Source organism: Pseudomonas sp. 57B-090624 (genome assembly GCF_003234055.1).
Lineage (GTDB): Bacteria > Pseudomonadota > Gammaproteobacteria > Pseudomonadales > Pseudomonadaceae > Metapseudomonas > Metapseudomonas tohonis.
In genome coordinates this window covers 1-24,231 of the sequence record NZ_QKRU01000036.1, presented here as the reverse complement: position 1 = coordinate 24,231, position 24,231 = coordinate 1, and the positions used below count along the sequence as shown (strand labels likewise).

Annotated in this window: 26 protein-coding genes; 20 read left to right on the top strand and 6 right to left on the bottom strand. The window is 67.9% G+C overall.

The window, feature by feature from the left end:
- Positions 1–45 precede the first annotated feature (45 nt).
- From prfB to DMX10_RS17665, 9 genes are all read left to right on the top strand, one after another.
- Positions 46–1,141 (top strand): peptide chain release factor 2 gene (prfB, locus tag DMX10_RS17705; RefSeq protein ID WP_111262305.1). Its coding sequence is split into 2 segments (ribosomal slippage): positions 46–117 and positions 119–1,141, totalling 1,095 coding nucleotides; the frame shifts between segments, so codons are not numbered across the junction.
- A gap of 125 nt (positions 1,142–1,266) precedes the next feature.
- The gene (lysS, locus tag DMX10_RS17700) at positions 1,267–2,772 is read left to right on the top strand and encodes a lysine--tRNA ligase (RefSeq protein ID WP_111262304.1); all 1,506 of its coding nucleotides are present in this window, start codon (positions 1,267–1,269) and stop codon (positions 2,770–2,772) included.
- 114 nt (positions 2,773–2,886) lie between these two features.
- Positions 2,887–3,600 carry a TetR/AcrR family transcriptional regulator gene (locus DMX10_RS17695; RefSeq protein WP_111262303.1) on the top strand — a complete coding sequence of 238 codons (714 nt, stop codon included), beginning with the start codon at positions 2,887–2,889 and terminating at the stop codon, positions 3,598–3,600.
- A 70-nt stretch (positions 3,601–3,670) separates the two neighbouring features.
- Positions 3,671–4,225: a hypothetical protein gene (locus tag DMX10_RS17690; RefSeq protein WP_111262302.1), complete on the top strand. Its 555-nt coding sequence runs from the start codon at positions 3,671–3,673 to the stop codon at positions 4,223–4,225.
- A 2-nt stretch (positions 4,226–4,227) separates the two neighbouring features.
- Positions 4,228–5,523, top strand: a complete 1,296-nt coding sequence (locus DMX10_RS17685) for a flavohemoglobin expression-modulating QEGLA motif protein (protein ID WP_111262301.1) — start codon at positions 4,228–4,230, stop codon at positions 5,521–5,523.
- 95 nt (positions 5,524–5,618) lie between these two features.
- Positions 5,619–6,365 carry a TIGR00266 family protein gene (locus DMX10_RS17680; RefSeq protein WP_111262300.1) on the top strand — a complete coding sequence of 249 codons (747 nt, stop codon included), beginning with the start codon at positions 5,619–5,621 and terminating at the stop codon, positions 6,363–6,365.
- Positions 6,362–7,243, top strand: coding sequence for an alpha/beta hydrolase (locus DMX10_RS17675; RefSeq protein WP_111262299.1), 882 nt, complete (start codon positions 6,362–6,364; stop codon positions 7,241–7,243). Before DMX10_RS17680 ends, DMX10_RS17675 begins: the two co-directional genes overlap by 4 nt.
- The gene (locus tag DMX10_RS17670; protein WP_111262298.1) at positions 7,240–7,563 is read left to right on the top strand and encodes a hypothetical protein; all 324 of its coding nucleotides are present in this window, start codon (positions 7,240–7,242) and stop codon (positions 7,561–7,563) included. The genes DMX10_RS17675 and DMX10_RS17670 overlap by 4 nt, the downstream gene beginning before the upstream one ends.
- Positions 7,564–7,570: 7 nt before the next feature.
- Positions 7,571–8,071, top strand: coding sequence for an O-acetyl-ADP-ribose deacetylase (locus tag DMX10_RS17665; RefSeq protein WP_111262297.1), 501 nt, complete (start codon positions 7,571–7,573; stop codon positions 8,069–8,071).
- A 202-nt stretch (positions 8,072–8,273) separates the two neighbouring features.
- Here the strand turns inward: DMX10_RS17665 and DMX10_RS17660 are convergent, their stop codons facing one another.
- A complete protein-coding gene (locus tag DMX10_RS17660; RefSeq protein ID WP_111262296.1) occupies positions 8,274–10,532 on the bottom strand; it encodes a heavy metal translocating P-type ATPase in 2,259 nt (752 codons plus the stop codon).
- 77 nt (positions 10,533–10,609) lie between these two features.
- On the opposite strand from DMX10_RS17660, the gene cadR reads away from it, so the two are divergent.
- Positions 10,610–11,077, top strand: coding sequence for a Cd(II)/Pb(II)-responsive transcriptional regulator (gene cadR / locus DMX10_RS17655; protein WP_111262295.1), 468 nt, complete (start codon positions 10,610–10,612; stop codon positions 11,075–11,077).
- 122 nt (positions 11,078–11,199) lie between these two features.
- Here the strand turns inward: cadR and DMX10_RS17650 are convergent, their stop codons facing one another.
- The 3 genes from DMX10_RS17650 to DMX10_RS17640 form a co-directional block, all read right to left on the bottom strand.
- Positions 11,200–11,937 (bottom strand): hypothetical protein, encoded by a 738-nt coding sequence (locus DMX10_RS17650; protein WP_111262294.1) that lies wholly within the window; start codon positions 11,935–11,937, stop codon positions 11,200–11,202.
- A gap of 134 nt (positions 11,938–12,071) precedes the next feature.
- Positions 12,072–12,851, bottom strand: a complete 780-nt coding sequence (locus DMX10_RS17645) for an OmpA family protein (RefSeq protein WP_111262293.1) — start codon at positions 12,849–12,851, stop codon at positions 12,072–12,074.
- A 41-nt stretch (positions 12,852–12,892) separates the two neighbouring features.
- Positions 12,893–13,303: a DUF4398 domain-containing protein gene (locus DMX10_RS17640; protein WP_111262292.1), complete on the bottom strand. Its 411-nt coding sequence runs from the start codon at positions 13,301–13,303 to the stop codon at positions 12,893–12,895.
- On the opposite strand from DMX10_RS17640, the gene DMX10_RS32970 reads away from it, so the two are divergent.
- A complete protein-coding gene (locus tag DMX10_RS32970) occupies positions 13,248–13,433 on the top strand; it encodes a hypothetical protein (protein WP_178082972.1) in 186 nt (61 codons plus the stop codon). The genes DMX10_RS17640 and DMX10_RS32970 overlap by 56 nt on opposite strands.
- A gap of 163 nt (positions 13,434–13,596) precedes the next feature.
- Here DMX10_RS32970 and DMX10_RS17635 read toward each other — a convergent pair whose 3' ends face one another.
- Positions 13,597–13,941: a pilin assembly protein gene (locus DMX10_RS17635; protein WP_111262291.1), complete on the bottom strand. Its 345-nt coding sequence runs from the start codon at positions 13,939–13,941 to the stop codon at positions 13,597–13,599.
- A gap of 201 nt (positions 13,942–14,142) precedes the next feature.
- On the opposite strand from DMX10_RS17635, the gene ppc reads away from it, so the two are divergent.
- From ppc to DMX10_RS17590, 9 genes are all read left to right on the top strand, one after another.
- Positions 14,143–16,779, top strand: coding sequence for a phosphoenolpyruvate carboxylase (gene ppc / locus DMX10_RS17630; RefSeq protein WP_111262290.1), 2,637 nt, complete (start codon positions 14,143–14,145; stop codon positions 16,777–16,779).
- Positions 16,780–16,935: 156 nt separating this feature from the next.
- Positions 16,936–17,583, top strand: a complete 648-nt coding sequence (gene adk, locus DMX10_RS17625) for an adenylate kinase (protein WP_111262289.1) — start codon at positions 16,936–16,938, stop codon at positions 17,581–17,583.
- 88 nt (positions 17,584–17,671) lie between these two features.
- Positions 17,672–18,352, top strand: coding sequence for a tRNA (adenosine(37)-N6)-threonylcarbamoyltransferase complex dimerization subunit type 1 TsaB (gene tsaB, locus DMX10_RS17620; protein WP_111262288.1), 681 nt, complete (start codon positions 17,672–17,674; stop codon positions 18,350–18,352).
- 109 nt (positions 18,353–18,461) lie between these two features.
- Positions 18,462–18,803, top strand: a complete 342-nt coding sequence (locus DMX10_RS17615) for a hypothetical protein (RefSeq protein WP_111262287.1) — start codon at positions 18,462–18,464, stop codon at positions 18,801–18,803.
- Positions 18,803–19,663, top strand: coding sequence for a DUF72 domain-containing protein (locus DMX10_RS17610; RefSeq protein WP_111262286.1), 861 nt, complete (start codon positions 18,803–18,805; stop codon positions 19,661–19,663). Before DMX10_RS17615 ends, DMX10_RS17610 begins: the two co-directional genes overlap by 1 nt.
- 61 nt (positions 19,664–19,724) lie before the next feature.
- Positions 19,725–20,552 (top strand): isocitrate lyase/phosphoenolpyruvate mutase family protein, encoded by an 828-nt coding sequence (locus DMX10_RS17605; RefSeq protein WP_111262285.1) that lies wholly within the window; start codon positions 19,725–19,727, stop codon positions 20,550–20,552.
- A 4-nt stretch (positions 20,553–20,556) separates the two neighbouring features.
- Entirely contained in the window at positions 20,557–21,252 is a 696-nt protein-coding gene (locus DMX10_RS17600) for an extensin family protein (RefSeq protein WP_371921702.1), read from the top strand.
- 71 nt (positions 21,253–21,323) lie between these two features.
- Positions 21,324–22,106 carry a class I SAM-dependent methyltransferase gene (locus DMX10_RS17595; protein WP_111262284.1) on the top strand — a complete coding sequence of 261 codons (783 nt, stop codon included), beginning with the start codon at positions 21,324–21,326 and terminating at the stop codon, positions 22,104–22,106.
- A 19-nt stretch (positions 22,107–22,125) separates the two neighbouring features.
- Positions 22,126–23,403 carry a cytochrome P450 gene (locus DMX10_RS17590; RefSeq protein WP_111262283.1) on the top strand — a complete coding sequence of 426 codons (1,278 nt, stop codon included), beginning with the start codon at positions 22,126–22,128 and terminating at the stop codon, positions 23,401–23,403.
- Here the strand turns inward: DMX10_RS17590 and DMX10_RS17585 are convergent.
- A complete protein-coding gene (locus tag DMX10_RS17585; RefSeq protein ID WP_111262282.1) occupies positions 23,381–24,040 on the bottom strand; it encodes a TetR/AcrR family transcriptional regulator in 660 nt (219 codons plus the stop codon). The two genes, DMX10_RS17590 and DMX10_RS17585, sit on opposite strands and share 23 nt — an antisense overlap.
- Positions 24,041–24,231 lie beyond the last annotated feature (191 nt).

The window sequence follows — 24,231 nt, the reverse complement described above, 5'->3', positions numbered from 1 at the left end:
ACTCGCCGGCTTTTCCGAAAGTTTTGCCTGAGAGCGCTTCCAGCCATGGAAATCAACCCGATCCTGAACAGCATCAAGGACCTCTCCGACCGCACCCAGACCATTCGGGGGTATCTTTGACTACGATCACAAGCATGATCGTCTCGTCGAAGTAAACCGCGAACTCGAAGACCCCAACGTCTGGAACAACCCGGAGTACGCCCAGAATCTCGGCCGCGAGCGCTCGCAACTGGCGCAGATCGTCGAGACCCTGGATGAGCTGACCGGCGGCCTGGCCGACTCCCGCGACCTGCTCGACATGGCGGTCGAGGAGAACGACGAAGGCGCCGTGAACGACGTCGCCACCGAAGTCGAACGCCTGCGCGAGATCCTCGAGAAGCTCGAGTTCCGCCGCATGTTCAGCGGCGAGATGGACCCCAACAACGCCTACCTGGACATCCAGGCCGGTTCCGGCGGCACCGAGGCCCAGGACTGGGCCAACATGCTGCTGCGCATGTACCTGCGCTGGGCCGACAAGAACGGCTTCGCCGCCGAGATCGTCGAGCTGTCCGAAGGTGAAGTCGCCGGCATCAAGGGTGCCACCGTGCACATCAAGGGCGAGTACGCCTTCGGTTGGCTGCGTACCGAGATCGGCGTGCACCGCCTGGTGCGCAAGAGCCCGTTCGACTCCGGCAACCGTCGCCACACCTCGTTCACCGCGGTGTTCGTCTCCCCCGAGATCGACGACAACATCGAGATCGAGATCAACCCGGCCGACCTGCGCATCGATACCTACCGCTCCTCCGGCGCGGGCGGCCAGCACGTGAACACCACCGACTCGGCGGTACGTATCACCCACGTACCGACCAACACGGTGGTCGCGTGCCAGAACGAACGCTCCCAGCACGCCAACAAGGACACCGCCATGAAGATGCTGCGGGCCCGGTTGTACGAGCAGGAGATGCAGAAGCGCACCGCCGCCTCCCAGGCGCTGGAAGACACCAAGTCCGATATCGGCTGGGGCCACCAGATCCGTTCCTACGTGCTCGACCAGTCGCGCATCAAGGACCTGCGTACCGGCGTCGAGCGCAGCGACTGCGACAAGGTGCTGGACGGCGATCTGAACGAGTACCTCGAAGCGAGCCTCAAGCAAGGTCTTTGAGACGGCCGGGCGCAGGTCAGGCTGCGTTGATCGCCTGACCTGCGCCCGCTTTTCCTTCACAGCCCTTGCCCAGCGATGACTTTTTCACCAGGCGCCAAAACGCCGAAGCAGGAACCACCAAGACCATGAGCGACCAACAACCCGACCAGCACGAACTGCAACAGGAAGAGAACAAGCTGATCGCCCAGCGCAAGGAAAAGCTTGCCGCCGTGCGTGAAGCCAAGGCCATCGCCTTCCCCAACGACTTCCGCCGCGACGCCTATTTCGCGGACCTGCAGAAACAGTACGCGGACAAGACCAAGGAAGAGCTGGAAGCCGCAGCCATCCCGGTCAAGGTCGCCGGTCGCATCATGCTCAACCGTGGTTCCTTCATCGTCCTGCAGGACAGCACCAGCCGCCTGCAGGTCTACGTGAACCGCAAGACCCTGCCGGAAGAGACCCTGGCCGAGATCAAGACCTGGGACCTGGGCGACATCATCGGCGCCGAAGGCACCGTGGCCCGTTCCGGCAAGGGCGACCTGTACGTCGACATGACCAGCGTGCGCCTGCTGACCAAGTCCCTGCGCCCGCTGCCGGACAAGCACCACGGCCTGACCGACACCGAGCAGCGTTACCGCCAGCGCTACGTCGACCTGATCGTCAACGAGGAAACCCGCCACACCTTCCGCGTGCGCTCCCAGGTCATCGCCCACATCCGCCGCTTCCTGTCCGAGCGTGGTTTCCTCGAAGTGGAAACCCCGATGCTGCAGACCATCCCCGGCGGCGCGGCGGCCAAGCCCTTCGAAACCCACCACAACGCCCTGGACATGGCCATGTTCCTGCGCATCGCGCCGGAGCTGTACCTCAAGCGCCTGGTGGTCGGTGGCTTCGAGAAGGTCTTCGAGATCAACCGCAACTTCCGTAACGAAGGCGTCTCGACCCGACACAACCCCGAGTTCACCATGCTCGAGTTCTACCAGGCCTACGCCGACTACGAAGACAACATGGACCTGACCGAGGAGCTGTTCCGCGAGCTGGCCCAGGCCGTGCTCGGCAGCACCGACGTGCCCTACGGCGACAAGGTCTTCCACTTCGGCGAGCCCTTCGCCCGCCTGTCGGTGTTCGACGCCATCCTCAAGTACAACCCGGACATCACCGCCGCCGACCTCAACGACGTCGAGAAGGCCCGCGCCATCGCCAAGGCCGCCGGCGCCAAGGTCCTCGGCCACGAAGGCCTGGGCAAGCTGCAGGTGATGATTTTCGAGGAACTGGTGGAGAGCAAGCTGGAGCAGCCGCACTTCATCACCCAGTACCCCTTCGAGGTGTCCCCGCTGGCCCGCCGCAACGACAAGGACCCGAGCGTTACCGATCGCTTCGAGCTGTTCATCGGTGGCCGCGAGATCGCCAACGCCTACTCCGAGCTCAACGACGCCGAAGACCAGGCCGAGCGCTTCATGCTGCAGGTCAAGGAGAAGGACGCCGGTGACGACGAGGCGATGCACTACGACGCCGACTTCGTCAACGCGCTGGAGTACGGCATGCCGCCCACCGCGGGCGAGGGCATCGGTATCGATCGCCTGGTGATGTTGCTGACCAATTCGCCGTCTATTCGTGACGTCATCCTGTTCCCGCATATGCGGCCCCAGGCCTGACGTGTGAGAAAAACCGCCTTCGGGCGGTTTTTTCTTGGCCGGCGATGAGTTGAATAGCCGGATAAATGGTCGAAACTGTCTTGCATCCCAGCCGAACCCGGAGGTCCATGAATCTTGCCCAAGTCGTCCCGTAGCGACAGCGCCGCCCAGGCGGCCAGCGCCCTCGCCGAAAGTGTCCAGTACCAGGGTCGCAAGGCCAGCCGGCAGGGCAGCGAGCAACGCCGCCAGGCGATCCTCGATGCCGCCATGCGCATCATCGTGCGCGACGGCGTGCGCGCGGTGCGCCACCGCGCGGTGGCGGCGGAGGCGCAAGTGCCGCTTTCGGCCACCACCTACTATTTCAAGGACATCAACGACCTGATCACCGACACCTTCGCCCAGTTCGTCGAACGCAGCGCCGAAGCCATGGCCGCGTTCTGGGGCAGCGTCGAGGGTGACCTGCAGGCCATGGCGGCGGCGCTGAGCCGCGACGGCGCCTCGCGGCGGCAGATGACCGACGAGATCGTCGAGATGGCGATCCAGTACGTGCGCCGCCAACTGATCGAGAACCGCGTGCAGCTGCTGGCCGAGCAGGCGTTCCGCCAGGAGGCGTTGATCAACCAGGGCCTGCGGCCGCTGGCCGACGCCCACCGGGGAATCCTCTCCCAGGGCGCCGAGCACTTCTTCCAGGTGCTGGGTTCGGATGAGCCGGCGGAGGATGCCAAGGTGTTGACGGCCATCATTCTGCGGATGGAATATCAGGGCCTGCTCGATGGGGTGGACAACCTCGATATCGACGAGATGCGAGCCGTGCTCAAGCGCTACCTCTATCTGGTGATGGGGCTCTAGGACACGGTACGAGACCCCGCATTCAGGCCACCTGTCTTGCGGGGTTTTTCATGGTCACAAGGAGAGCGAAATGAAACCCTGGCGCGCATTGGTCGCCCTGTCCTTCCTGCTGCTGAGCGGGTGCCTGGTCACCTTGCGGGACCCGATCCCGGCCCACGAGCCGGCACCGATCCCGCTGCTGGGCGACTGGACGCGCAAGGACGAATGGGGCGAACGCCTCTACCTGGAGATCAGCCGCGCCGGTTCCAACCTGTACAAGGCCCGCACCTACGAGGGCAGCAAGGACAACCTCGACAGCCTCCAGGAATACGGCTTCACCGTCGCCCACCACGGCCGCCGCTGGTACCTCTCCGCCGGGCTGCCGAAGAAGTGGGGCGCCAACTTCGCCGTCGCCGGCTTCGAGCTGACCACCGACAACGAACTGGTGGTCTACAACCTCGACGTCGAACGCCTGCAGCAGGAACTGGAGCACGGCACCTTCGAAGGCGCCAGCGTGGAGATGCCCGACGGTGACGGCGTGTTGCTGACCTCGCCCTGGGAGAAGATCCAGGCCTGGCTGGACGACCCGGCCAACTCCGACGTCTTCGTCGAGGTGGCGCGTTACCAGCGTTCCACCGAGGAGTGAGCATGAGCCGGCGCAAACTGCCCGACGACTACCAGAACATCGTCCGCACCCTGTCCGATCGCATCGTCCACGCGCAGACGCCGATCCGCGTGCTGGATGCCATCAAGTGGGACGACAGCGTTCGCCAGGGCTTCCTCAAGCACAAGGGCAAGGCCATGCCCGAGGTGGACCGCGCCTACTACGAGAGCCGGCCGCTGGCCTTCGACTCCTCGGCCAAGAAGCTGGAATTCCAGAACATCGAGCGCGACATCACCCGCCAACTGGGCCAGTTCAACCCGGTGGGGCAGATCATGCGGCGCATGTGCAAGGAATACCGCATGGTGATCCGCATGCTCGAAGCGCGCGGCACCGCCGATTTCGGGTTGATCTCCCAGGAGCTCTACGGCGCCGCCTCCGACGCCTTCCACGCCGGTGACCCGACCCTGTCCGACCTGGGGCTGATGCTCTCGGACTACCTGAACAAGATCGACGACCGGGGCGACCTCAAGGACGAGCCCAAGACGCTCACCGCCAAGGACGCCGTGGCCATGCTGCAGAGCCGCCTGAGCGCGGTGTTCGGCGAGGGCGACGACACCATCCGCGTGTTCGAGTCCGATGGCATCGTCGCCGACGCCGCTGCCGGTGCCGACTACATCAAGGTGCGCGCCGACGCCATGTTCAACGAACGCGACGTGCGCGCCCTGGAAGTGCACGAAGGCCTGGTGCACGTCGGCACCACGCTCAACGGCCAGAACCAGCCGATCTGCACCTTCCTGGCCAAGGGCCCGCCGTCGTCCACCGTGACCCAGGAAGGCCTGGCCATCCTCATGGAAGTGATCGCCTTCGCCTCCTACCCCACGCGCCTGCGCAAGCTCACCAACCGCACCCGCGCCATCCACATGGCGGAGGAGGGGGCCGACTTCCTCGAGGTCTACCACTTCTACCGCGAGCAGGGCTACGGCATGGCCGAGAGCTACGGCAACGCCAGCCGCGTGTTCCGCGGCTCCTCGCCGGACGGCCTGCCCTTCACCAAGGACCTGTCCTACCTGAAGGGCTTCATCATGATCTACAACTACATCCAGCTCGCCGTGCGCAAGGGCAAGCTGGAGCAGATCCCGCTGCTGTTCTGCGGCAAGACCACCCTCGAAGACATGCGCACCCTGCGCCAACTGGTGGACGAAGGCCTGGTGGCACCGCCCAAGTACCTGCCCCCGCAGTTCCGCGACCTCAACGCGCTGTCGGCCTGGATGTGCTTCTCCAACTTCCTCAACCACCTCAGCCTGGACCGCATCGAGGCGGATTACGCGAATATTCTCTAGAGCGGCAAGCTGCAAGCGACAAGCCGCAAGGGGTGAGCCCCTGGCGCTCTTGCAGCTTGCCGCTTGAAGCCTGCAGCCAACCGAAGGTTCCCCACATGCCCAGCCATCAGCTCGACTACGAAATCCTCGGCGCTTCGGCGCAGACCGTTGAGATCATCCTCGACCCGCAGGAAACGGTGATCGCCGAAGCCGGGGCGATGAACTACATGACCGAAGGCATCCGCTTCGAGGCGCGCATGGGCGACGGTTCCTCCAGCGGCGTGCTGGGCAAGCTGTGGGGGGCGGGCAAGCGCCTGCTCACCGGCGAGTCGCTGTTCATGACCCATTTCACCAACGAAGGACGCGGCCAGCAGCGGGTCGGCTTCGCCGCGCCCTACCCGGGCACGGTGGTGCCCATCGACCTGGCCCAGGTCGGCGGGCGCCTGGTGTGCCAGAAGGACGCCTTCCTCTGCGCCGCCCACGGCACGCAGATCGGCATCGCCTTCAACAAGCGCATCGGCGCCGGTTTCTTTGGCGGCGAGGGCTTCATCCTGCAGAAGCTCGAAGGCGACGGCCTGGCCTTCGTGCATGCCGGCGGCACGGTGATCCGCAAGGAGCTGAACAACGAGACCCTGCGCCTGGACACCGGCTGCCTGGTGGCCTTCACCACGGGCATCGACTACGACATCGGCCTGGCCGGCGGGCTGAAGAGCATGCTCTTCGGCGGCGAGGGCATCCTCCTGGCCACCCTCAAGGGCACCGGCACGGTGTGGATCCAGAGCCTGCCCTTCTCGCGCCTGGCCGAGCGCATCTACGAAGCCACCTACAAGGCGCGCGAGGAAACCCGCGCCGGCGGCAAGTGATCCGTCCCGGCCTCCTGCTGCTGCTCCTGCTGCTGCAGGGCTGCAGCGGGCTGCTGTTCTACCCCGAGCGCCAGCTGCCCTTCACCCCGGAGCGCGCCGGCCTGGCCTACCGCGACGTCGAGCTGCTCACCGCCGATGGCGTGCGGCTGCACGGCTGGTGGCTGCCGGCGGCGCCGGGCAAGGGGGTCAAGGGCACGGTGCTGCACCTGCATGGCAACGGCGGCAACGTCGCCTCGCACCTGGGCGGCAGCTGGTGGCTGCCCGAGCAGGGCTACCAGGTGCTGCTCCTGGACTACCGGGGCTACGGCCGCTCCGAGGGCAGCGCCTCGCTGCCGGCGGTGTACCGGGACATCGACGCCGCCTTCGCCTGGCTCGACCAGGCCCCCGAGGTACGCGGCAAGCCCCTGGTGCTGCTCGGCCAGAGCCTCGGTGGCGCCCTGGCGGTGCATTACCTGGGCGAACACCCCGAGCGCCGCGCCCAGCTGCGCGCCCTGGTGCTCGACGGCGTGCCGGCGAGTTACCGTGACGTGGCTCAATTCACCCTGGGCAATGGCTGGTTAACCTGGCCGCTCCAGGTGCCGCTGTCCTGGCTGGTGCCTGATGGCGACAGCGCGATCGGCGCGATTTCCACGCTGCAGGGCCTGCCGATGCTGATCTACCACAGCATCGACGACCCGGTGGTGCCTCTTTCCAACGGCGTGCGCTTGTATCAAGCTGCGCCGCCGCCGCGGGTGTTCCAGCCGACTCGCGGTGGCCATGTGCAGACCTTCGCCGACCCCACCTGGCGGGAGGTGATGCTGCGCTACCTCGACGACCCGAAAGGTTTCGTCGGGCTGCGACGGCTGGCTGAAGTCCCGAATACAGAGAGTCCCCAATGAGCGAACGCAACCCCATCCCGCTGATCCTCACCGGCGTCGGCACCATCATCGGCACCGTGATGGTCCTCTGGTACTACGGCTACCTGCACTTCGCCAAACCGGAAGATGCGCTGCTGCTGTCCGACTTCACCATGCTCAAGACCATCCCGGGCGAGGACTACAAGATTTCCCTGACCCCGGCCACCCAGGTCGCCCAGTGCATCGATGGTGTGCTGGTGCTGTTCGACACCGAGCAGAAGGGCCTGACCGGCGTGCTGGTGAACAACAAGAAGCAGGCCGTGCGCTGCATGGGCCAGGAGACCCCGCAAGAGGTCAAGTGAGGACGCGATGAGGATCGAGGTCTGGCAGGGCGACATCACCTGCCTGGACGTGGACGCCATCGTCAACGCGGCCAATTCCTCCCTGCTCGGCGGCGGTGGCGTGGATGGTGCGATCCACCGCGCGGCGGGGCCGGAACTCGTCGCCCGCTGCCGCATCGTCGGCGGCTGCCCCACGGGCGAGGCGCGCATCACCCCGGGCTTCCGCCTGCCGGCGCGCTTCGTGATCCACACGGTCGGGCCGGTCTGGCGCGGGGGCGGCAATGGCGAGCCCGAGCTGCTCGCCGGCTGCTACCGCAACAGCCTGGCCCTGGCCGAGGCCGAAGGGCTGGCCAGCATCGCCTTCCCGGCCATCAGCTGCGGCATCTACGGCTATCCACTGCAAGCCGCTGCGCAGGTCGCCATCGCCGAACTGCGCCGCCCGCGCCCGGCCGGCAGCACCCTGCAGCGTGCGGTGCTGGTGGCCTTCTCCGAGGACATGGCGCGCCTCTACCGCGAAGCCCTGGTCTGATCTGGCGGCTTTTGCGCCCATCGCTCTTCCCGCCCGGTTATGGATGGGGCCCTGAAGCCCGGGCTACGCAGTGTACTGACGCCGCTTGGTGGAGGTAAAAAGCGACCTCCACCCTACGCAGCGGTCATGCCCGTGTGGCGGGGGCGGCTGCTTTTGTAGGGGCGACTTCAGTCGCCAAGCGGCGCGCAGCGCCGCCATTCGCTCACCGCGCCCCGCGCAGCAACCGCAACCCGTTGAACACCACCAGCAGGCTGGCGCCCATGTCGGCGAACACGGCCATCCACAGGGTGCCCATGCCGGCCAGGGTGAGGGCGAGGAACAGCGCCTTGATGCCCAGCGCCAGGACGATGTTCTGCACCAGTACCGCATGGGTGCGGCGCGAGAGGCGGATAAACAGCGGCAGCTTGCGCAGGTCGTCGTCCATCAGCGCCACGCCGGCGGTCTCGATGGCGGTGTCGGTGCCGGCGGCACCCATGGCGAAACCGATGTCGGCACGGGCCAGGGCGGGGGCGTCGTTGATGCCGTCGCCGACCATGCCGATGCGCTGGCCGCCCTGCTGGCGCCGTTCCACTTCGCGCAGCTTGTCCTCGGGCAGCAGGTTGCCCAGGGCTTCGTCTATGCCCACCTGGGCGGCGATGGCGGCGGCGGTGTGCGGGTTGTCGCCGGTCAGCATCAGGGTGCGTACGCCCAGTCCGTGCAGCTCGGCCACCGCCTCGCGGCTGGTCTCGCGCACGCCGTCGGCCACCGCGAACAGCGCCAGCGGGCCTTCGGCGTCGAGCAGGACGATGGCGGTCTTGCCTTCGCGCTCGAGACTATCCAGGCGCATTTCCAGCGTCGTCGAGCACAGGCCCAGTTCTTCCACCAGGCGGTGGTTGCCGAGGTGGTAGGGCCGGCCATCGATCACGCCCCTGACCCCGCGCCCCGGCAGCGCGGCCAGCTCGTCGACGCCATACAGGGCGATGCCGTCGGCTTCCGCCGCGCGGGCCAGGGCCTGCGACACCGGGTGGTCCGAGCGCGCGGCGAGGCTGGCGGCCAGGGCGCGCGCCTCATCGGCGCTGCCCTCGCGCAGGGGCACATAGTCGGTCTGCTGCGGGCGGCCTTCGGTGAGGGTGCCGGTCTTGTCGAGGGCGACCCAGGCCAGCTGGCGGCCCATTTCCAGGTACGCGCCGCCCTTGACCAGCACGCCACGGCGCGCGGCGGCGGCCAGGCCGCTGACCAGGGTCACCGGGGTGGAGATCACCAGGGCGCAGGGGCAGGCGATCACCAGCAGCACCAGGGCGCGGTACACCCAGTCGAGCCAGGCGCCCTGCATCAGCAGTGGCGGCAGCACGGCGGTGAGCAACGCCAGGACGAACACCGTGGGCGTGTAGATGCGCGAGAAGCCGTCGACGAAGCGCTGGGTCGGCGCGCGGGTGCCCTGGGCCTCTTCCACCGCGTGGATGATGCGCGCCAGGGTGCTGTCGTTGGCGGCACGGGTGACGCGGTATTCCAGCTCGCCTTCACCATTGATGGTGCCGGCGAACAGCGGGTCGCCCGGCTCCTTGTCCACCGGCAGGCTCTCGCCGGTGATGGGTGCCTGGTTGACACCCGAGCGCCCCACTAAGAGCTCGCCGTCCAGGGCGATGCGCTCGCCGGGGCGCACGCGCACCCGGGCATCGGGGCGCACCTCGCTGGCCGGCATCTCGCGCCACTGGCCGTCCACCTGCACGGTGGCCTGCTGCGGGGCCAGGTCCAGCAGGCCACGGATGGCGTTGCGCGCGCGGTCCAGCGACTTGGTCTCGATCAGTTCGGCGAGGGCGAAGAGCACGCTGACCATGGCCGCCTCGGGCCACTGGCCGATGAGCAGGGCGCCGGTCACGGCGATGCTCATCAGGGCGTTGATGTTGAGGTTGCGGTTCTTCAGGGCGATCCAGCCCTTGCGGTAGGTGGACAGGCCGGCGGTGGCGATGGCCAGCAGCGCCAGGCCGGCCTCCAGCCACACGGGCCCGAAGCCGAACCATTCGCAGGCCTCGGCGGCCAGTGCGGCGACGCCGGCCAGGGCCAGCGGCCACCAGGGTTTGTCGGCGGCCCTGGCAGGCGGTGTGGCGGTGTCCAGCGGTTCGGCCTGCATGCCCAGTTGGGCCACCAGCCTCTGCAGCGGCGCCAGCTCGACGAAGCGGTGCTGCACTTTCAGCAGGCGTTGCATCAGGTTGAATTCCAGCGCCTCGATGGCCGCGACCTTGCCGAGTGCGTCACGCAGCAGGCGCTCCTCGGTGGGGCAGTCCATGGCCTCGATGCGCAGGCTGCTCCAGCGCAGCTCGCCGAGCGGTGCATCGCTCGCGTCCTCCACACCGGCGGGCTGCGCGCGAACATGGCCATGATCGTGCCCATGCCCATGCCCATGCCCATGCCCATGTTCGTGCCGCGCCGGGCTTCCGGCCAGGCTCGAATGGTCGTGGTTGCAGCAGTTGTCCTTGCTCATCGCGGGACTCCATTGACGGGAATGGCGCTCATTGCACACCCTGTAGCAACTACAGAGTCAAGCAGAGGAAGGGAACGATGAAGATCGGCGAACTGGCGCGACTGACCGATTGCCCGGTGGAAACCATCCGCTACTACGAACGCGAAGGCCTGCTGCCCGAGCCTTCGCGCAGCGAGGGCAACTACCGCCAGTACACCTATGCGCATGTCGAGCGCCTGGCCTTCATCCGCCATTGCCGTTCGCTGGACATGACCCAGCAGGAGATCCGCGAATTGCTGCGCCTGCGCGACAGCCCGGAGGCGGACTGCACCGCCGCCAATCGCCTGATCGACGAGCATATCCACCATGTGGAGGTGCGCATCGCCGAGCTGCGTTCGCTGCAGGAACAACTGCGCCAGCTGCGTGCCCATTGCCAGACCGCCGGCAGCAGCGAGTCCTGCGGCATCCTCCGCGAACTGGAGCAGCCGGCGCCGCCGAGCATGATCGCCGACTCCTGCGCCGAGGCGGGGCACCTGCATGTGCCGGGGGCGCACAAGCGGCATTGAGGGGGCGGCGTTTCATCTGCAACGGTGTGCCGTTCTCGGCTCCGCCTGGTGGATGAGAAGAGCGTCATCCACCCGTCACAGCGGTCATGTCCGTGCGATGCGCAGCGCCGCCATCCTGCGGGCTACCGGGCTTCGAACGCGAAGGGATTCTGCGGGTCGGGGAACTGCAGGCGGTGGTGTTCCGCAGGGGTCTTGCTGCCGGGTTGCAGGTAGTCCACCCGCAGGCCAATCGGCTCGTTGTCGATCGTCTCTTCCAGGTAGGCATTGCTCGGGTAGAGGACGCCGCCTTCGGGGGCTTCGCGCACTGCCGCGCAGGAGGCGAACAGGGGCGGCAGGTTGTAGAGCGTCTGCCCCTGCACCAGCAGCACCTGGGTGTAGCGATCGGCACGGCCGCTGCCCTTGGCCGGCAGCTCCAGGCAGAAGGATTCGCCGTTGCGCCAGGCGGTGATGCTGTAGAGCCCCTCCGGGTCGATCGAGGCGCCGGCCTGCCAATCGGTCGGGGCGAGGTCGGTGACAGCTGCCAGGGTCCAGTGGCGCTCGCCGATGTCCAGGCGCTGGCCGTCGAAGGCGATCTCGGGCATGCCCGCCGGCGGCTCGCCTTCCAGCGCTCCGGGCGCGCTCCAACGCTCGGAGTCGTAGCGCTTCACCGCTGCCGCCATGGCGTTGACCCACAGGCACTGCTGCGCCTCGGTGCAGGCCAGGGACAGCTCGCTGCCGGCCCCTTCGAACAGGTTGCCACCCAGTGACCGGTAGAAGGCTTCATAGCCGTCGAAGCGCGCAGGCTCGGCCTGCGCCAACAGGGGCAGGGCGGTGCAGAAGGCGACTGCCAGAACCTGGCGTGAGAGGGCGAATGACGGCATGTTCCCTGGTCTCCGGGGGCGCGATGGCATGCATCCTAGCGAGGCGGCCGGTTTTGCGGGAGCGCTGATCGGCGCACCGCCAAGTCGCGCACAAAAAAGCCCGCCTGGCGGCGGGCTTTTCCGTTGGCGATGGATCAGAGCGCGGTGCGCGGGGCGACCGGGCCGGGGCCGTTGGCGATGGTCACTTCCACGCGGCGGTTCAGCGAGCGGGACGAGGCGGTGTCATTGCTGGCCACCGGATAGTCCTTGCCGAAACCGTGGGTGGTGACGCGCGCCGGGCTCACGCCCATGGCCACCAGGGCGCGACGCACCGAGTCGGCGCGGGCCTGGGACAGGCGCAGGTTGTGGTCGACGGTGCCGGTGTTGTCGGTGAAGCCTTCCACCACCACCTGGCGATCCGGGTTCTGCACCAGGAAGTTGCCCAGCTGCTGGACGTTGCTCATGCCGTTGGGGGTCAGCTCGGCACGGTCGACTTCGAACAGCACGTCGCCCAGGGTCACCACTTGGCCACGGTCGGTCTGCTTGGCCTTGAGCTGGTTGACCAGCACGTCCACCTGCTGGTTGCGGGCATCCAGCTGGGCTTGCGTGCGCTGGGCCGGCGCGTTGGCCAGGGCCTCTTCGGCGGCCTTCTGCTTGATGGTCTGGCGGGCCAGTTCGACACGCTGGTTGGTGAGGTAGGCGAGCTGGTCGACCTGCACCTGGTCCTGCTTGTCGGCGTAGGCCTGCTCGGCACGGCTGAGCATGTCGCCGGCTTCCTTGGTTTCCAGCGCGGCCAGGGTGCTGGCTTGCGGCTCGGCCTGCAGCTCGGAGTAGTTGCTGCGTGCCTGGTCAAGGTTGGGGTTGGGCTTGGAGGCGCAGGCCACCAGCGCCAGGCTGAGTACGGAGAGGGCGGAAACTGTGATCAGCTTGTTCATGACGGATCATCCTTATCGATGCGGAAAGAGGGCGGCGCGGATCACTGCAGAATGATCGGCTGGCGCGAGCCTTCCTCGCGAATCTGCTGGACGCCTTTCTGGGCATCCTCCAGGGTTTTCTGGGCCTTGGTGGCCAGGGCCTTGCGCTCGGCGACACGGGCGTCCCACTCGGCCTGCTCGGCGATGCGGCGGGCTTCGTCGTAACGCTCTTCACGCAGCAGGTTCTCGGCCTGGGCCAGTTTGTCCTGGGCGGTCTTCATCTCGACCGGCGCGTATTGCGGGGCACCCGCACTGACGGCGCTCTTGACCACGGTGTTGGTCACGGCGAACTGCTCGGTGGGCGGATTGCCGGCGCAACCGGCGAGCAGCACGGTGCCGCCTGCGACCAGGGCGGTCATGACTGTTCTGCGAATCATTACAGCAGGGCTTGTCTTCATGATGTTCAGCTCCATTGGAAATACCACGCCATTTCGTTTCTCATGGCAACTTGCCTACCAGATGCATGCTTGTGACCGCTATATCGACGATTTTCCGCCAAAAATTCGCCGATCAATGGTTGATGCGCTGGCTTGCCTTTTGTGACAGGGGGGCTTTCGGAAATGTTCAATAAAATTTACGCAAAAAGGCTGAAAGCCCCGCCGTGCAAGGCCTGCGGCAGGGAGGTTCGGTGTGGGAGATGCGCGCTCGCGAAGGGGCGAGGGAGCAGGCTGAAGCGGCCCCCGTTGCGGGGGCCGGCTCGGGACGGTCAGTGCTCGATGCTGCTCTGCTGCTGCTCGAGCAGTCGCAGGTGCTTGCGAGAAAGGGCGAGGAAGCGTGGCGTGGGGCCGATGTCCTCGAAGAGCGGGTCGCCCTGCTCGTCGGTCGCCACCACCTGGCTGCCCTTGACATAGGGCAGGCTGGCCTCGAGTTCTTCGAGGGCGGAACCGAGCAGTTCACCCAGCAGTTCCTCGATGCTGCGCTTGGGGTACATCTCGTTGAGGGCGGCGAGTCGCGCCGCGGATTCCACGTCCAGGTGGATGTTGTAGCGGCTGCGGGTCAGGCGGCCCTTGGCGTTGCTTTCCCAATGGCGGATCAGTTCGCGGATCTTCATGGTCACCTCGTGCCGGGCCCGCTCGTGGCGGGCATCTGCTGGAGGTCGGCGGCGCGGGCCGTCGGCCGGCGGGCACTTCTGGCGCCCGCCTGTTTCCAGCCTAGCTCGCCGGGAGCCGGGCAGCGACATGGCGTCGCACCCTTGTAAGTCGATGGCGCGCTCGGCACTCTGGACGCTCGACTTCTCTCTGGGGAGCCTGTCATGGCGGAAATCGACGCACGCCTGCGCGAAGACGTTCACCTGCTCGGCGAATTGCTGGGCAACACCATCCGCGCCCAGCAGGGCGAGGCCTTCCTGGACAAGATCGAGCGCATCCGCAAGGGCGCCAAGGCGGCCCGCAAGGGCTCGCGGCAGGGTGAGCAACAGCTCAACGAGGCGCTCGACGGGCTCACGGCCGACGAACTGCTGCCGGTGGCCCGCGCCTTCAACCAGTTCCTCAACCTGGCCAACATCGCCGAGCAGTACCACCGCATCCGTCGGCGCGGGCCGCAGGAGCCCGAACTCTTCGAGAACCGCGTGCTGCCCGAGCTGTTGCAGCGCCTGGGCGCCGCCGGCCATTCGCCGGAGCAGCTGGCACGGCAGGTGGCGCGGCTGGACATCGAGCTGGTGCTGACCGCGCATCCGACCGAGGTGGCGCGGCGCACGCTGATCCAGAAATACGACGCCATGGCCGCGCAGCTGGCGGCCCAGGATCACGGCGACCTCAGCGAGGGCGAGCGGGCACGGGTGCGTACCGCGCTGGAGCGGCTGATCGCCGAGGCCTGGTTCACCGACGAGATCCGCCGCAGCCGGCCGACGCCGGTGGACGAAGCCAAGTGGGGCTTCGCGGTGATCGAGCATTCCCTCTGGCAGGCGCTGCCGGAATTCCTCCGCCAGACCGACCGCGCGCTGTTCGCCGCCACCGGCCTGCACCTGCCGCTCACTGCTGCACCGGTGCGCTTCGCCTCGTGGATGGGCGGTGATCGTGACGGCAACCCCAACGTCACCGCGGCGGTGAGCCGCGAAGTGCTGCTGCTGGCGCGCTGGATGGCTGCCGACCTCTACCTGCGCGATGTCGACCACCTGGCCGCCGAGCTGTCCATGCACCAGGCCAGTGATGAGTTGCGCGTACGCGTGGGCGTGCATCCGGAGCCCTATCGCGCCCTGCTCAAGCAGCTGCGCGAACGCCTGCGGGCAACTCGCGCCTGGGCCCAGGCGGCGTTGCAGGGCGAGGTGGCGCCCGGCCCCGAGGTGCTGCAGGACAACCAGCAACTGCTCGAACCCCTGGAACTCTGCTACCACTCGCTGCACGCCTGTGGCATGGGCGTGATCGCCGACGGCGCCTTGCTCGACTGCCTGCGCCGGGCGGCGTGCTTCGGGCTGTTCCTGGTCCGCCTCGACGTGCGCCAGGACTCCGCCCGCCACCGCGCGGCCCTGGCGGAGATCACCGACTACCTCGGCCTGGGCGACTACGCCGCCTGGGATGAGGACGCACGGCTGGCCTTCCTCCAGCGCGAGCTGGACAACCGCCGGCCACTGCTGCCGCCGCATTTCCGGCCGTCCGCCGACACCGCCGAAGTGCTCGCCACCTGCCGCGTGGTCGCCGCGGCGCCAGCGGCGTCCCTGGGCTCCTACGTCATCTCCATGGCCGGCGCGCCGTCCGACGTGCTGGCCGTACAGCTGCTGCTGAAGGAGGCGGGGCTGCAACGGCCGATCCGCGTGGTGCCGCTGTTCGAGACCCTCGCTGACCTGGACAACGCCGCACCGGCCATCGAGCGGCTGCTCGGGCTGCCCGGCTACCGCTCGCGCCTGCACGGCCCGCAGGAAGTGATGATCGGCTACTCCGATTCGGCCAAGGACGCCGGCACCACGGCCGCCGCCTGGGCCCAGTACCGCGCGCAGGAGGCGCTGGTGGAAACCTGCCGCCGGCACCAGGTCGAGCTGCTGCTCTTCCATGGCCGTGGCGGCACCGTCGGGCGCGGCGGCGGCCCGGCCCACGCGGCGATCCTGTCGCAACCCCCAGGCTCGGTGGCGGGGCGTTTCCGCACCACCGAGCAGGGCGAGATGATCCGCTTCAAGTTCGGCTTGCCGGACATCGCCGTGCAGAACCTCAACCTCTACCTGGCCGCCGTGCTGGAGGCGACCCTGTTGCCGCCGCCGCAACCCGAGCCCGCGTGGCGTGCGGCGATGGACCGCCTGGCCGGCGAAGGCGTGGCCGGCTACCGCGCGGTGGTGCGCGAGCACCCGCAATTCGTCGAGTACTTCCGCCAGGCCACGCCCGAGCAGGAGCTGGGGCGCCTGCCCCTGGGCAGCCGCCCGGCCAAGCGCCGCGCCGGCGGCGTGGAGAGCCTGCGGGCGATTCCCTGGATCTTCGCCTGGACCCAGACCCGGCTGATGTTGCCGGCCTGGCTGGGGTGGGAGCGTGCGTTGCGCAACGCGGTGGAGCGGGGCGAGATGGCGCTGCTGCAGGAGATGCGCGCGCACTGGCCGTTCTTCGCCACCCGTATCGACATGCTGGAAATGGTCCTGGCCAAGGCCGACGCCACCATCGCCGAACACTATGACAGGCGGCTGGTGGAAGAGCGGCTGCTGCCGCTGGGTGCGCATCTACGCGACCTATTGTCGCAGGCCTGTACGACCGTACTAGGCCTGACCGGCCAGTCCGAGCTGCTGGCGTCCAGCCCGGAGACCCGTGAGGCCATCAGCGTGCGCAACACCTACCTCGACCCGTTGCACCTGCTCCAGACGGAGCTTCTGGCCCGTTCCAGGCGCGCGGAAAACGCCGCCGAAGGCCCCTTGGAACAGGCGTTGCTGGTGAGTGTGGCGGGCATCGCGGCGGGGCTCAGGAACACCGGCTGAAGGGGCTTCTTATCCGACTTTCGGTGGCTTGTGCGGCATAGGGGTGCTGTGTATCTTGATCAACCTTTTGGCCGCTCAACGACGCCGAAACCCGATACTGAGATTGGCCCCAAGAGGCGAATCCGAGACTTCAAAACAATCTTGAGGAGCACATCGATGCGCGTGATTCTGCTGGGGGCGCCCGGTGCCGGAAAAGGTACCCAGGCTGGTTTCATCACCAAGAAATTCGCTATTCCGCAAATCTCCACCGGCGACATGCTGCGCGCAGCGGTCAAGGCGGGCACCGAGCTCGGCCTGAAGGCCAAGAGCGTGATGGATGCCGGCGGCCTGGTTTCCGATGACCTGATCATCAATCTGGTCAAGGAGCGCATCGCCCAACCCGACTGCGCCAACGGTTTCCTCTTCGACGGCTTCCCGCGCACCATCCCCCAGGCCGAAGCCCTGAAGGACGCCGGCGTCGCCATCGACCACGTGGTCGAGATCGCCGTGGACGACGAAGAGATCGTCGGCCGCATCGCCGGTCGCCGCGTGCACCCGGCCTCGGGTCGCGTCTACCACACCGAGCACAACCCGCCCAAGGTCGCCGGCAAGGACGACGAAACCGGCGAGGACCTGATCCAGCGCGACGACGACAAGGAAGAGACCGTGCGTCATCGCCTGTCCGTCTACCACTCGCAGACCAAGCCGCTGGTGGACTTCTACCAGAAGCTGTCGGCCGCCCAGGGCACCCCGAAGTACAGCGCCATCGCTGGCGTGGGCAGCGTGGAAGAGATCACCGCCAAGGTGTTCGCCGCGCTTTCCTGATCGATCGACGATCGATTCGACCAACGGCCCGCTTGCGGGCCGTTGGCGTTTATAATGCGCGCCTTTTTCGACCCACCTGGATGCACCGATGACCACCTTGCTGGCCCTGGATACCGCCACCGAAGCCTGTTCCGTCGCCCTGCTGCATGACGGCCGCGTGCTCAGTCACTACGAGGTGATCCCGCGCCAGCATGCCCTGCGCCTGCTGCCGATGATCCAGGACCTGCTGGCCGAGGCCGGTGTCGGCCTGCCCGCCCTGGATGCCATCGCCTTCGGGCGTGGTCCCGGTGCCTTCACCGGCGTGCGCATCGCCGTGGGCGTGGTCCAGGGCCTGGCCTTCGCCCTCGACCGCCCGGTGCTGCCGGTTTCCAACCTCGCCGTGCTGGCCCAGCGTGCCCATCGCGAGCAGGGCGTCGCCCAGGTGGCCGCCGCCATCGACGCCCGGATGGACGAGGTCTATTGGGGCTGCTACCGCCTGGACGCCGGCGAGATGCGCCTGGCCGGCAGCGAGGCGGTGCTGCCGCCCGAGCGCGCGGCGCTGCCCCGCGACGCCCAGGGTGAGTGGTTCGGCGCCGGCACCGGCTGGGGCACCTTCGCCGCCCGCATCCCGGTGGCGGTCAGCGGCCAGGCGCCCGACCTGCTGCCCCACGCCCAGGACCTGCTGGCCCTGGCCGCCTTCGCCTGGGCCCGCGGCGAGGCGGTGGTGGCCGACGAAGCGCAGCCGGTTTACCTGCGCGACAACGTCGCCACGCCCAAGGCGCCCCGCTGAGCGGGCTGACCACCGGCAGTGCCGGGCGTCAGGGACGATTGAAAATCCCTGGATGTCCGGCTAGATTCCACCCCATTCGCCGATCCCTTTTCCTGCCTGACCTCCATTGATGCGCATCGACGGCTTCACCTCATCCATCTCGCTGGATCGCAGCCCCCGCCAGGGCAGCGCGAACACGGCTTTCCGCGAGGTGCAGCGTGAGGTCGAGAGCCGACGCGACGTGCCGGCCACCCCGGCCAGCACCCAGGGCTTCGAGCAGACCGCCCAGCCGCGCAAGGTCGAGGCCAGCAACGCCAGCAGCAACAGCCTGCCGGCCCGCCCGCAGGACATCGTGCAGCAACGCAACCTGAGCAACCGCGCCTACCAGGCCATGGCCAGCTACGCCTCCACCGCCAGCTTCGCGTCGGAGACCGACGCGCCGGAAGTGCTCGGGCTCGATCTCTACGCCTGATGCTGCCGTACTTCCTCGGCTGCCCGTCCTGGAACGAGCCCGCCTGGCGCGGCAGCTTCTATCCCGCCGACGTGCGCCCCGCCGATACCCTCGAACACTACGCCCGCGTGTTCAACGCGGTGGAAGGCAACACCACCTTCTACGCCAGGCCCTCCGCCGCCACGCTGCAGCTGTGGGCCGAACGCATGCCCGGGCAGTTCCGCTTCTGCGCCAAGCTCCCCCGTGACATCAGCCACGAGGGCGACCTGCGCGAGCGCATCGGCGCCACCGGTGAGTTCCTGCGGCTGCTCGAACCCCTGGGCGCACGCGTGGCACCGCTCTGGCTGCAGCTGCCGGCGAGCTTCGGGCCGCAGCGCCTGGGTGAGCTGGCGGACTGGCTGGACACCTTTTCCCACCGCGCCATCGCCGTGGAGGTGCGCAACGCCGCGTTCTTCGCCCGGGGCGAGGAGGAGAAGGCCCTCAACCGCCTGCTCCACGAGCGCGGGGTGGAGCGCATCTGCCTGGACTCGCGGGCCCTGTTCGCCTGCGACTCCGACGACCCGGCGGTGCTCCACGCGCAATCGAAGAAGCCCCGCGTACCGGTGCGCCCGACCGCTTTCAGCGCCTCCCCCCAGGTGCGCTTCATCGGTGGTCCGGACCTCGACGCCAACCAGCGCTACCTCGACCCCTGGCTGGACAAGGTGGCCGACTGGATAGGCGAGGGCCTGGTGCCCCATGTCTTCCTGCACACCCCCGACAACCACCTCGCCGCCGCCCAGGCGCAGCGCTTCCATGCCGGGCTGATGAGCCGCCTGCCGGGCCTGCCGGCATTGGCCGAGAGCGCCTTCGAGGCGGAATCGACGCAACTCCACCTGCTCTGACGCTGTCACTTTCCCCAGGGCGCGGGTTAAGGTCGGGCCTTTGCAACGAGGGAGTGATGCCATGCCGAACCAGGCCCAACGTGCCGAAACCTTCCGCGCCCTGCACCAGGGCGATGGACTTCTCGTCTTGCCGAACCCCTGGGATGCCGGGTCGGCGAAGATGCTCGCCGCCCTGGGCTGCCGTGCCCTGGCCACCACCAGTGCCGGGCTGGCCTTCTCCCTGGGCCGGCGTGACGCCGAAGGCGCGGTGAGCCGCGAGGAGGCGCTGGCCAACGCCCGCGCCATCGTCGAAGCCACGCCGCTGCCGGTGGCCGCGGACCTTGAGAACGGCTATGGCGACAGCCCCGAAGCCTGCGCCGAGACCCTCCGCCTCGCCGCCGAGGTCGGGCTGGTGGGTGGCTCGATCGAGGACGCCAGCGGCTGTTCCGATGCCCCCATCTACCCCTTCGAACTGGCCGTCGAACGCGTCCGTGCCTCGGTGGAAGCGGCGCGCCGCCTGCCGTTCCCCTTCACCTTCGCCGCCCGTGCGGAGAATTTCCTCCACGGCCGGCCCGACCTCGACGACACCATCCGCCGCCTGGTGGCCTATGCCGAGGCCGGCGCCGATGTGCTCTATGCGCCGGGGCTGACCACCCGCGAGCAGATCGTCGAAGTGGTGCGCGCGGTGGCGCCCAAGCCGGTCAACCTGCTGGTGGGGTCGCCCGCCTTGAAGGTGGGCCTGGCGGAGCTGGCCGAGCTCGGCGTCAAGCGCGTCAGCCTGGGCTCCAACCTGGCGCGGGTCGCCTACGGGGCGTTCTTCCGCGCAGCGGAGGACCTGCTCTGCGGTGATCTCACGGCCACCCAGCGGGCGATGCCCTTCGACCGCATCAACGACCTGTTCAAGGGCTGAACGGGTGCGCGTGCGCCGGCTGATCCCCTGGCTGGTCCTGCTGCTGGTGCTCGGCGCGCCGCTGGCGGTGTACCAGAAGTGGGTGACGCCGCCACCGCGCTGGGACCCCTGGGCGCCACTGGATGTGCGCGACGAACCCAACCTGCTGACATCCTTCAAGCTGATGCGCCTGCAGGCCGACCCGGCGCTGTGCCGCCTGGCGTTGCAGACCTCCAGCCTGAAGTACGTGGCACTGCCGGACAGCTCGCCGGCAGCCGGTTGCCCCATCGAGAACAGCGTGCGCGTCAGCGGCTCCGGGCTGGCCTTCAGCAGCAGCTTCATCGCCACCTGCGAGGTGGCCGTGGCCTTCGCCCTGTTCGAACGCCACGGGCTGCAACCCGTCGCCCGTGAACTCTACGGTCAGCCGGTGGCGCGCATCGATCACCTGGGCAGCTTCGCCTGCCGCAACATCGGCGGCACCCAGCGTCGCAGCCAGCATGCCTCGGCCAACGCGCTGGACATCGCCGGCTTCCGCCTGGCCGATGGCAGGCGCATCAGCGTGGCCCGCGACTGGGCCGGCGACGACACCGAGGCGCGCTTCCTGCGGCGGGTGCGCGACGCCGCCTGCGAGCACTTCAACACCACCCTGGGGCCGGACTACAACGCTGCCCACCAGGATCACTTCCATGTCGACATGGGCCTCTTGCGCATGTGCCGCTGAGTGCCGTGCACGGGCGCCTGGCGCTGGGCTCTGGCAAAATGCCGCCCATCTTGGAACAACGGATTCGATCGATGAGCGATGAGCGGGAACAGGCCCGGGTGCGTGTCGACGCGCTGGCGCCGCAGCACCAGGCGCGTGCTGCCGAGTGGGCGGCACGGCTCGGGCTGCCCCAGGACGGCGAGGCGGATTTCGCCCTGCAGCTGGGGGACGAGGGTCTGCAACTGGTGGACCTGTCGCCCCAGGCGCCGGGCCCGGTGCGGGTCGACTTCGTCGAGGGCGCGGCGGCCCATCGTCGCCAGTTCGGCGGTGGCGCCGGGCAGATGATCGCCAAGGCGGTGGGCGTGCAGCCGGGCATCCGCCCGCAGGTGCTGGACGCCACCGCCGGGCTTGGTCGAGATGCCTTCGTGCTCGCCAGCCTGGGCTGCGAGATGGACCTGATCGAGCGCCAGCCCCTGGTCGCCGCACTGCTGGAAGATGGCCTGGCCCGCGCCTGCGACGATGCCGAGGTGGTCGCCATCGCCGCCCGCATGCGCCTGCACACCGGCAACGCCATCGAACTGATGCAGGGCTGGCAGGGCGAGGCGCCCCAGGTGATCTACCTCGACCCGATGTTCCCGCACCGCGACAAGAGCGCGCTGGTGAAGAAGGAAATGCGCCTGTTCCGCCCGCTGGTGGGGGACGATCTGGACGCCCCGGCCCTGCTCGCCGCCGCCCTGGCGCTTGCGACCCACCGGGTGGTGGTGAAGCGCCCGCGCAAGGCGCCGATCATCGAGGGCACCAAGCCCGGCTATGCGCTGGAGGGCAAGTCCAGCCGCTACGACATCTATCCGAAGAAGGCCCTGAGCAAGGGCTGATCGCAAGGGAAGGGACTCCATGGACGACGCCATCCGCTGCCCCATCCGCCGCACCCTCGCGCACCTGCCCTGGGTCGGCGACGACCGCGCCGGCGCCCGCCACTGGCTGGCGATGCAGCGCGACCCGCTGGCCTGGCTGCAGAAGGTGCACGCCGAGCAGCCGGACATGGCGGTCACGCGCATGGGGCTGAGCCGGCTCTGGTGCCTGTTCCACCCCCGGGCGGTACAGGAGCTGATGGTCGACCACCGCGAACACCTCAAGCGCTGGGAACCCAGCCTGTGCATGATGCGCCAGTGGAACGGGCGCAGCTTCATGATGCGCGAGGGCGAGCCGGCGCGTGAAAGGCGCAAGGAGGTGCGACCGCATATCGCCGCGCCGGCGCCGGCCGAGATCCTGCGCCTGGCGGAGCGCTGGGGCGAAGGCATCGAGGATGGCGCCGAGCGTGATCTCGACCTGGAGATGGCCGCCTACAGCGTCACCCTCACCGGGCGGGCGCTCTTCGGTATCGACCTGGAGAACGACGCCTTCCGCGTGGCCCGTGCGGTGCGCCTGTTGTCACGGGTGGCGCTGCTGGAGACCAGTACCGGCATCCCGCTCGGGCACTGGTTCCCCAGCAAGCTGTGCCCGCGCAAGCGCTGGGCGCTGACGCAACTGCAGGAGGTGGTGGGGCGCTGCGCTGACGAATCGCTCCGTCCGCTGGCGGTGCATCGCGACGAACTGGCCACGCTGCTGATGGCGGGGCACCAGTCCACCGGCGCGACCCTGACCTGGGTGCAACTGCTGCTGGCGCAGCACCCGGCGGTGCGCGAGGCGCTGCGGGGCGAACTGAAGGGGGTGGACTGGAGCCGGGTGCAGGGCATGGCCGACCTGCGCCAGTGCCCGCTGCTGCGGGCGGTGATCCAGGAGAGCCTGCGCCTCTACCCGCCGGCCTATGGGCTGGTGCCCCGGCAGCTCACGGCGGATGTGGAGGTGTTCGGCCAGGGCCTGAAGAAGGGCGACATCGTCATGCTGTCGAGCTGGATCACCCATCGCGACCCGCGCTGGTTCGAGGCGCCGCTGGAATTCCGCCCGCAGCGCTTCATCGAACCCTCGAGCTGGCCGAAGGGCGCCTACTTCCCCTTCGGGCTGGGGGACCGCGCCTGCCCGGGCACGGCGATGGCGATGATGGACCTGGCGGTGTCGCTGGCCTGGTGGGTCGAGCACTGGGACGTCGAGCCCCTCGGCCCGGTGGAGCCACAGGGCTGGTTCTCCCTGCGGCCCAGGCGCGCACGGGTCAGGTTCGTGCGGCGGGGGTGATCTCCGCGGCGTAGGCGCGGAGGAACAGGTCCACCACTTCCTGCACGTGCTGCTCGGCCTCCTCGCCCTCCAGCGGCGCGCCGCAGCCGATCAGCAGGCGGAAATTCTGCCCGCCCTTGATCAGGCAGAAGAAGTGCTCGGCGGCGTTGATCGGCTTGTCGATGCGCAGCTTGCCGGCCTTGTCCGCCTGGATCAGCAGGCGCTCCATCTCATTGAGGATCTGCTGCGGGCCGGCATCGAAGAACAGCTTCGAGAGCTTCGGGTCCTGGTTGCCCAGGGTCACCATCAGCCGATGCAGCTCGATGGATTCGCTGCTGTTGATCAGGGCCTGGAAACCCATGCCGATGTTGCGTAGCACAGTTTCGATGGTCCCACCCAGGGGCAATTCGAACAGCAGCTCCGGCAACTGCTCCATGCACTTGGCCTTCACCGCGGCGGAGAACAGCGTCTCCTTGTCGGTGAAATGGCTGTACACGGTGAGTTTGGAGACCCCGGCCTCGGCGGCGATGGCATCCATGCTGCTGCCGTCGTAACCCTTGCTGAGGAACAGCGACTTGGCTGCCTCGAGGATCGCCGCGCGCTTGGCGGGGTCCTTCGGGCGACCGGGGCCGCTGGCTGGTAAAGATTTGTCAGACATTCGCGTTTAAATACTGGACTGGTGAGTTTGCTATTTTTACTATACCCGGCAGTATAAATATTCCGGGTATTCGGAAAAGGCTGTTGATTCGGTGTTGTAGGTCAGCATCTACATTTCAATTTTAATTTCGTAGATTGCTGTTGACAGCCTGCATTCTTGGCGTTAGAGTTCATGTCAGGTGCTGAACACAC

What these genes read in the sequence shown, in the direction of transcription:
- DMX10_RS17645 (WP_111262293.1), bottom strand. Translation starts at nt 12,851, where the DNA reads ATGAACAAGCTGATCACAGTTTCCGCCCTCTCCGTACTCAGCCTGGCG.
- DMX10_RS17615 (WP_111262287.1), top strand. Translation starts at nt 18,462, where the DNA reads ATGCGCATCGACGGCTTCACCTCATCCATCTCGCTGGATCGCAGCCCC.
- cadR (WP_111262295.1), top strand. Translation starts at nt 10,610, where the DNA reads ATGAAGATCGGCGAACTGGCGCGACTGACCGATTGCCCGGTGGAAACC.
- DMX10_RS17605 (WP_111262285.1), top strand. Translation starts at nt 19,725, where the DNA reads ATGCCGAACCAGGCCCAACGTGCCGAAACCTTCCGCGCCCTGCACCAG.
- DMX10_RS17585 (WP_111262282.1), bottom strand. Translation starts at nt 24,040, where the DNA reads ATGTCTGACAAATCTTTACCAGCCAGCGGCCCCGGTCGCCCGAAGGAC.
- adk (WP_111262289.1), top strand. Translation starts at nt 16,936, where the DNA reads ATGCGCGTGATTCTGCTGGGGGCGCCCGGTGCCGGAAAAGGTACCCAG.
- DMX10_RS17670 (WP_111262298.1), top strand. Translation starts at nt 7,240, where the DNA reads ATGAGCGAACGCAACCCCATCCCGCTGATCCTCACCGGCGTCGGCACC.
- DMX10_RS17660 (WP_111262296.1), bottom strand. Translation starts at nt 10,532, where the DNA reads ATGAGCAAGGACAACTGCTGCAACCACGACCATTCGAGCCTGGCCGGA.
- DMX10_RS32970 (WP_178082972.1), top strand. Translation starts at nt 13,248, where the DNA reads ATGACTGTTCTGCGAATCATTACAGCAGGGCTTGTCTTCATGATGTTC.
- tsaB (WP_111262288.1), top strand. Translation starts at nt 17,672, where the DNA reads ATGACCACCTTGCTGGCCCTGGATACCGCCACCGAAGCCTGTTCCGTC.
- DMX10_RS17640 (WP_111262292.1), bottom strand. Translation starts at nt 13,303, where the DNA reads ATGGAGCTGAACATCATGAAGACAAGCCCTGCTGTAATGATTCGCAGA.
- DMX10_RS17680 (WP_111262300.1), top strand. Translation starts at nt 5,619, where the DNA reads ATGCCCAGCCATCAGCTCGACTACGAAATCCTCGGCGCTTCGGCGCAG.
- DMX10_RS17650 (WP_111262294.1), bottom strand. Translation starts at nt 11,937, where the DNA reads ATGCCGTCATTCGCCCTCTCACGCCAGGTTCTGGCAGTCGCCTTCTGC.
- DMX10_RS17665 (WP_111262297.1), top strand. Translation starts at nt 7,571, where the DNA reads ATGAGGATCGAGGTCTGGCAGGGCGACATCACCTGCCTGGACGTGGAC.
- ppc (WP_111262290.1), top strand. Translation starts at nt 14,143, where the DNA reads ATGGCGGAAATCGACGCACGCCTGCGCGAAGACGTTCACCTGCTCGGC.
- DMX10_RS17690 (WP_111262302.1), top strand. Translation starts at nt 3,671, where the DNA reads ATGAAACCCTGGCGCGCATTGGTCGCCCTGTCCTTCCTGCTGCTGAGC.
- DMX10_RS17590 (WP_111262283.1), top strand. Translation starts at nt 22,126, where the DNA reads ATGGACGACGCCATCCGCTGCCCCATCCGCCGCACCCTCGCGCACCTG.
- DMX10_RS17635 (WP_111262291.1), bottom strand. Translation starts at nt 13,941, where the DNA reads ATGAAGATCCGCGAACTGATCCGCCATTGGGAAAGCAACGCCAAGGGC.
- DMX10_RS17685 (WP_111262301.1), top strand. Translation starts at nt 4,228, where the DNA reads ATGAGCCGGCGCAAACTGCCCGACGACTACCAGAACATCGTCCGCACC.
- DMX10_RS17610 (WP_111262286.1), top strand. Translation starts at nt 18,803, where the DNA reads ATGCTGCCGTACTTCCTCGGCTGCCCGTCCTGGAACGAGCCCGCCTGG.
- DMX10_RS17595 (WP_111262284.1), top strand. Translation starts at nt 21,324, where the DNA reads ATGAGCGATGAGCGGGAACAGGCCCGGGTGCGTGTCGACGCGCTGGCG.
- lysS (WP_111262304.1), top strand. Translation starts at nt 1,267, where the DNA reads ATGAGCGACCAACAACCCGACCAGCACGAACTGCAACAGGAAGAGAAC.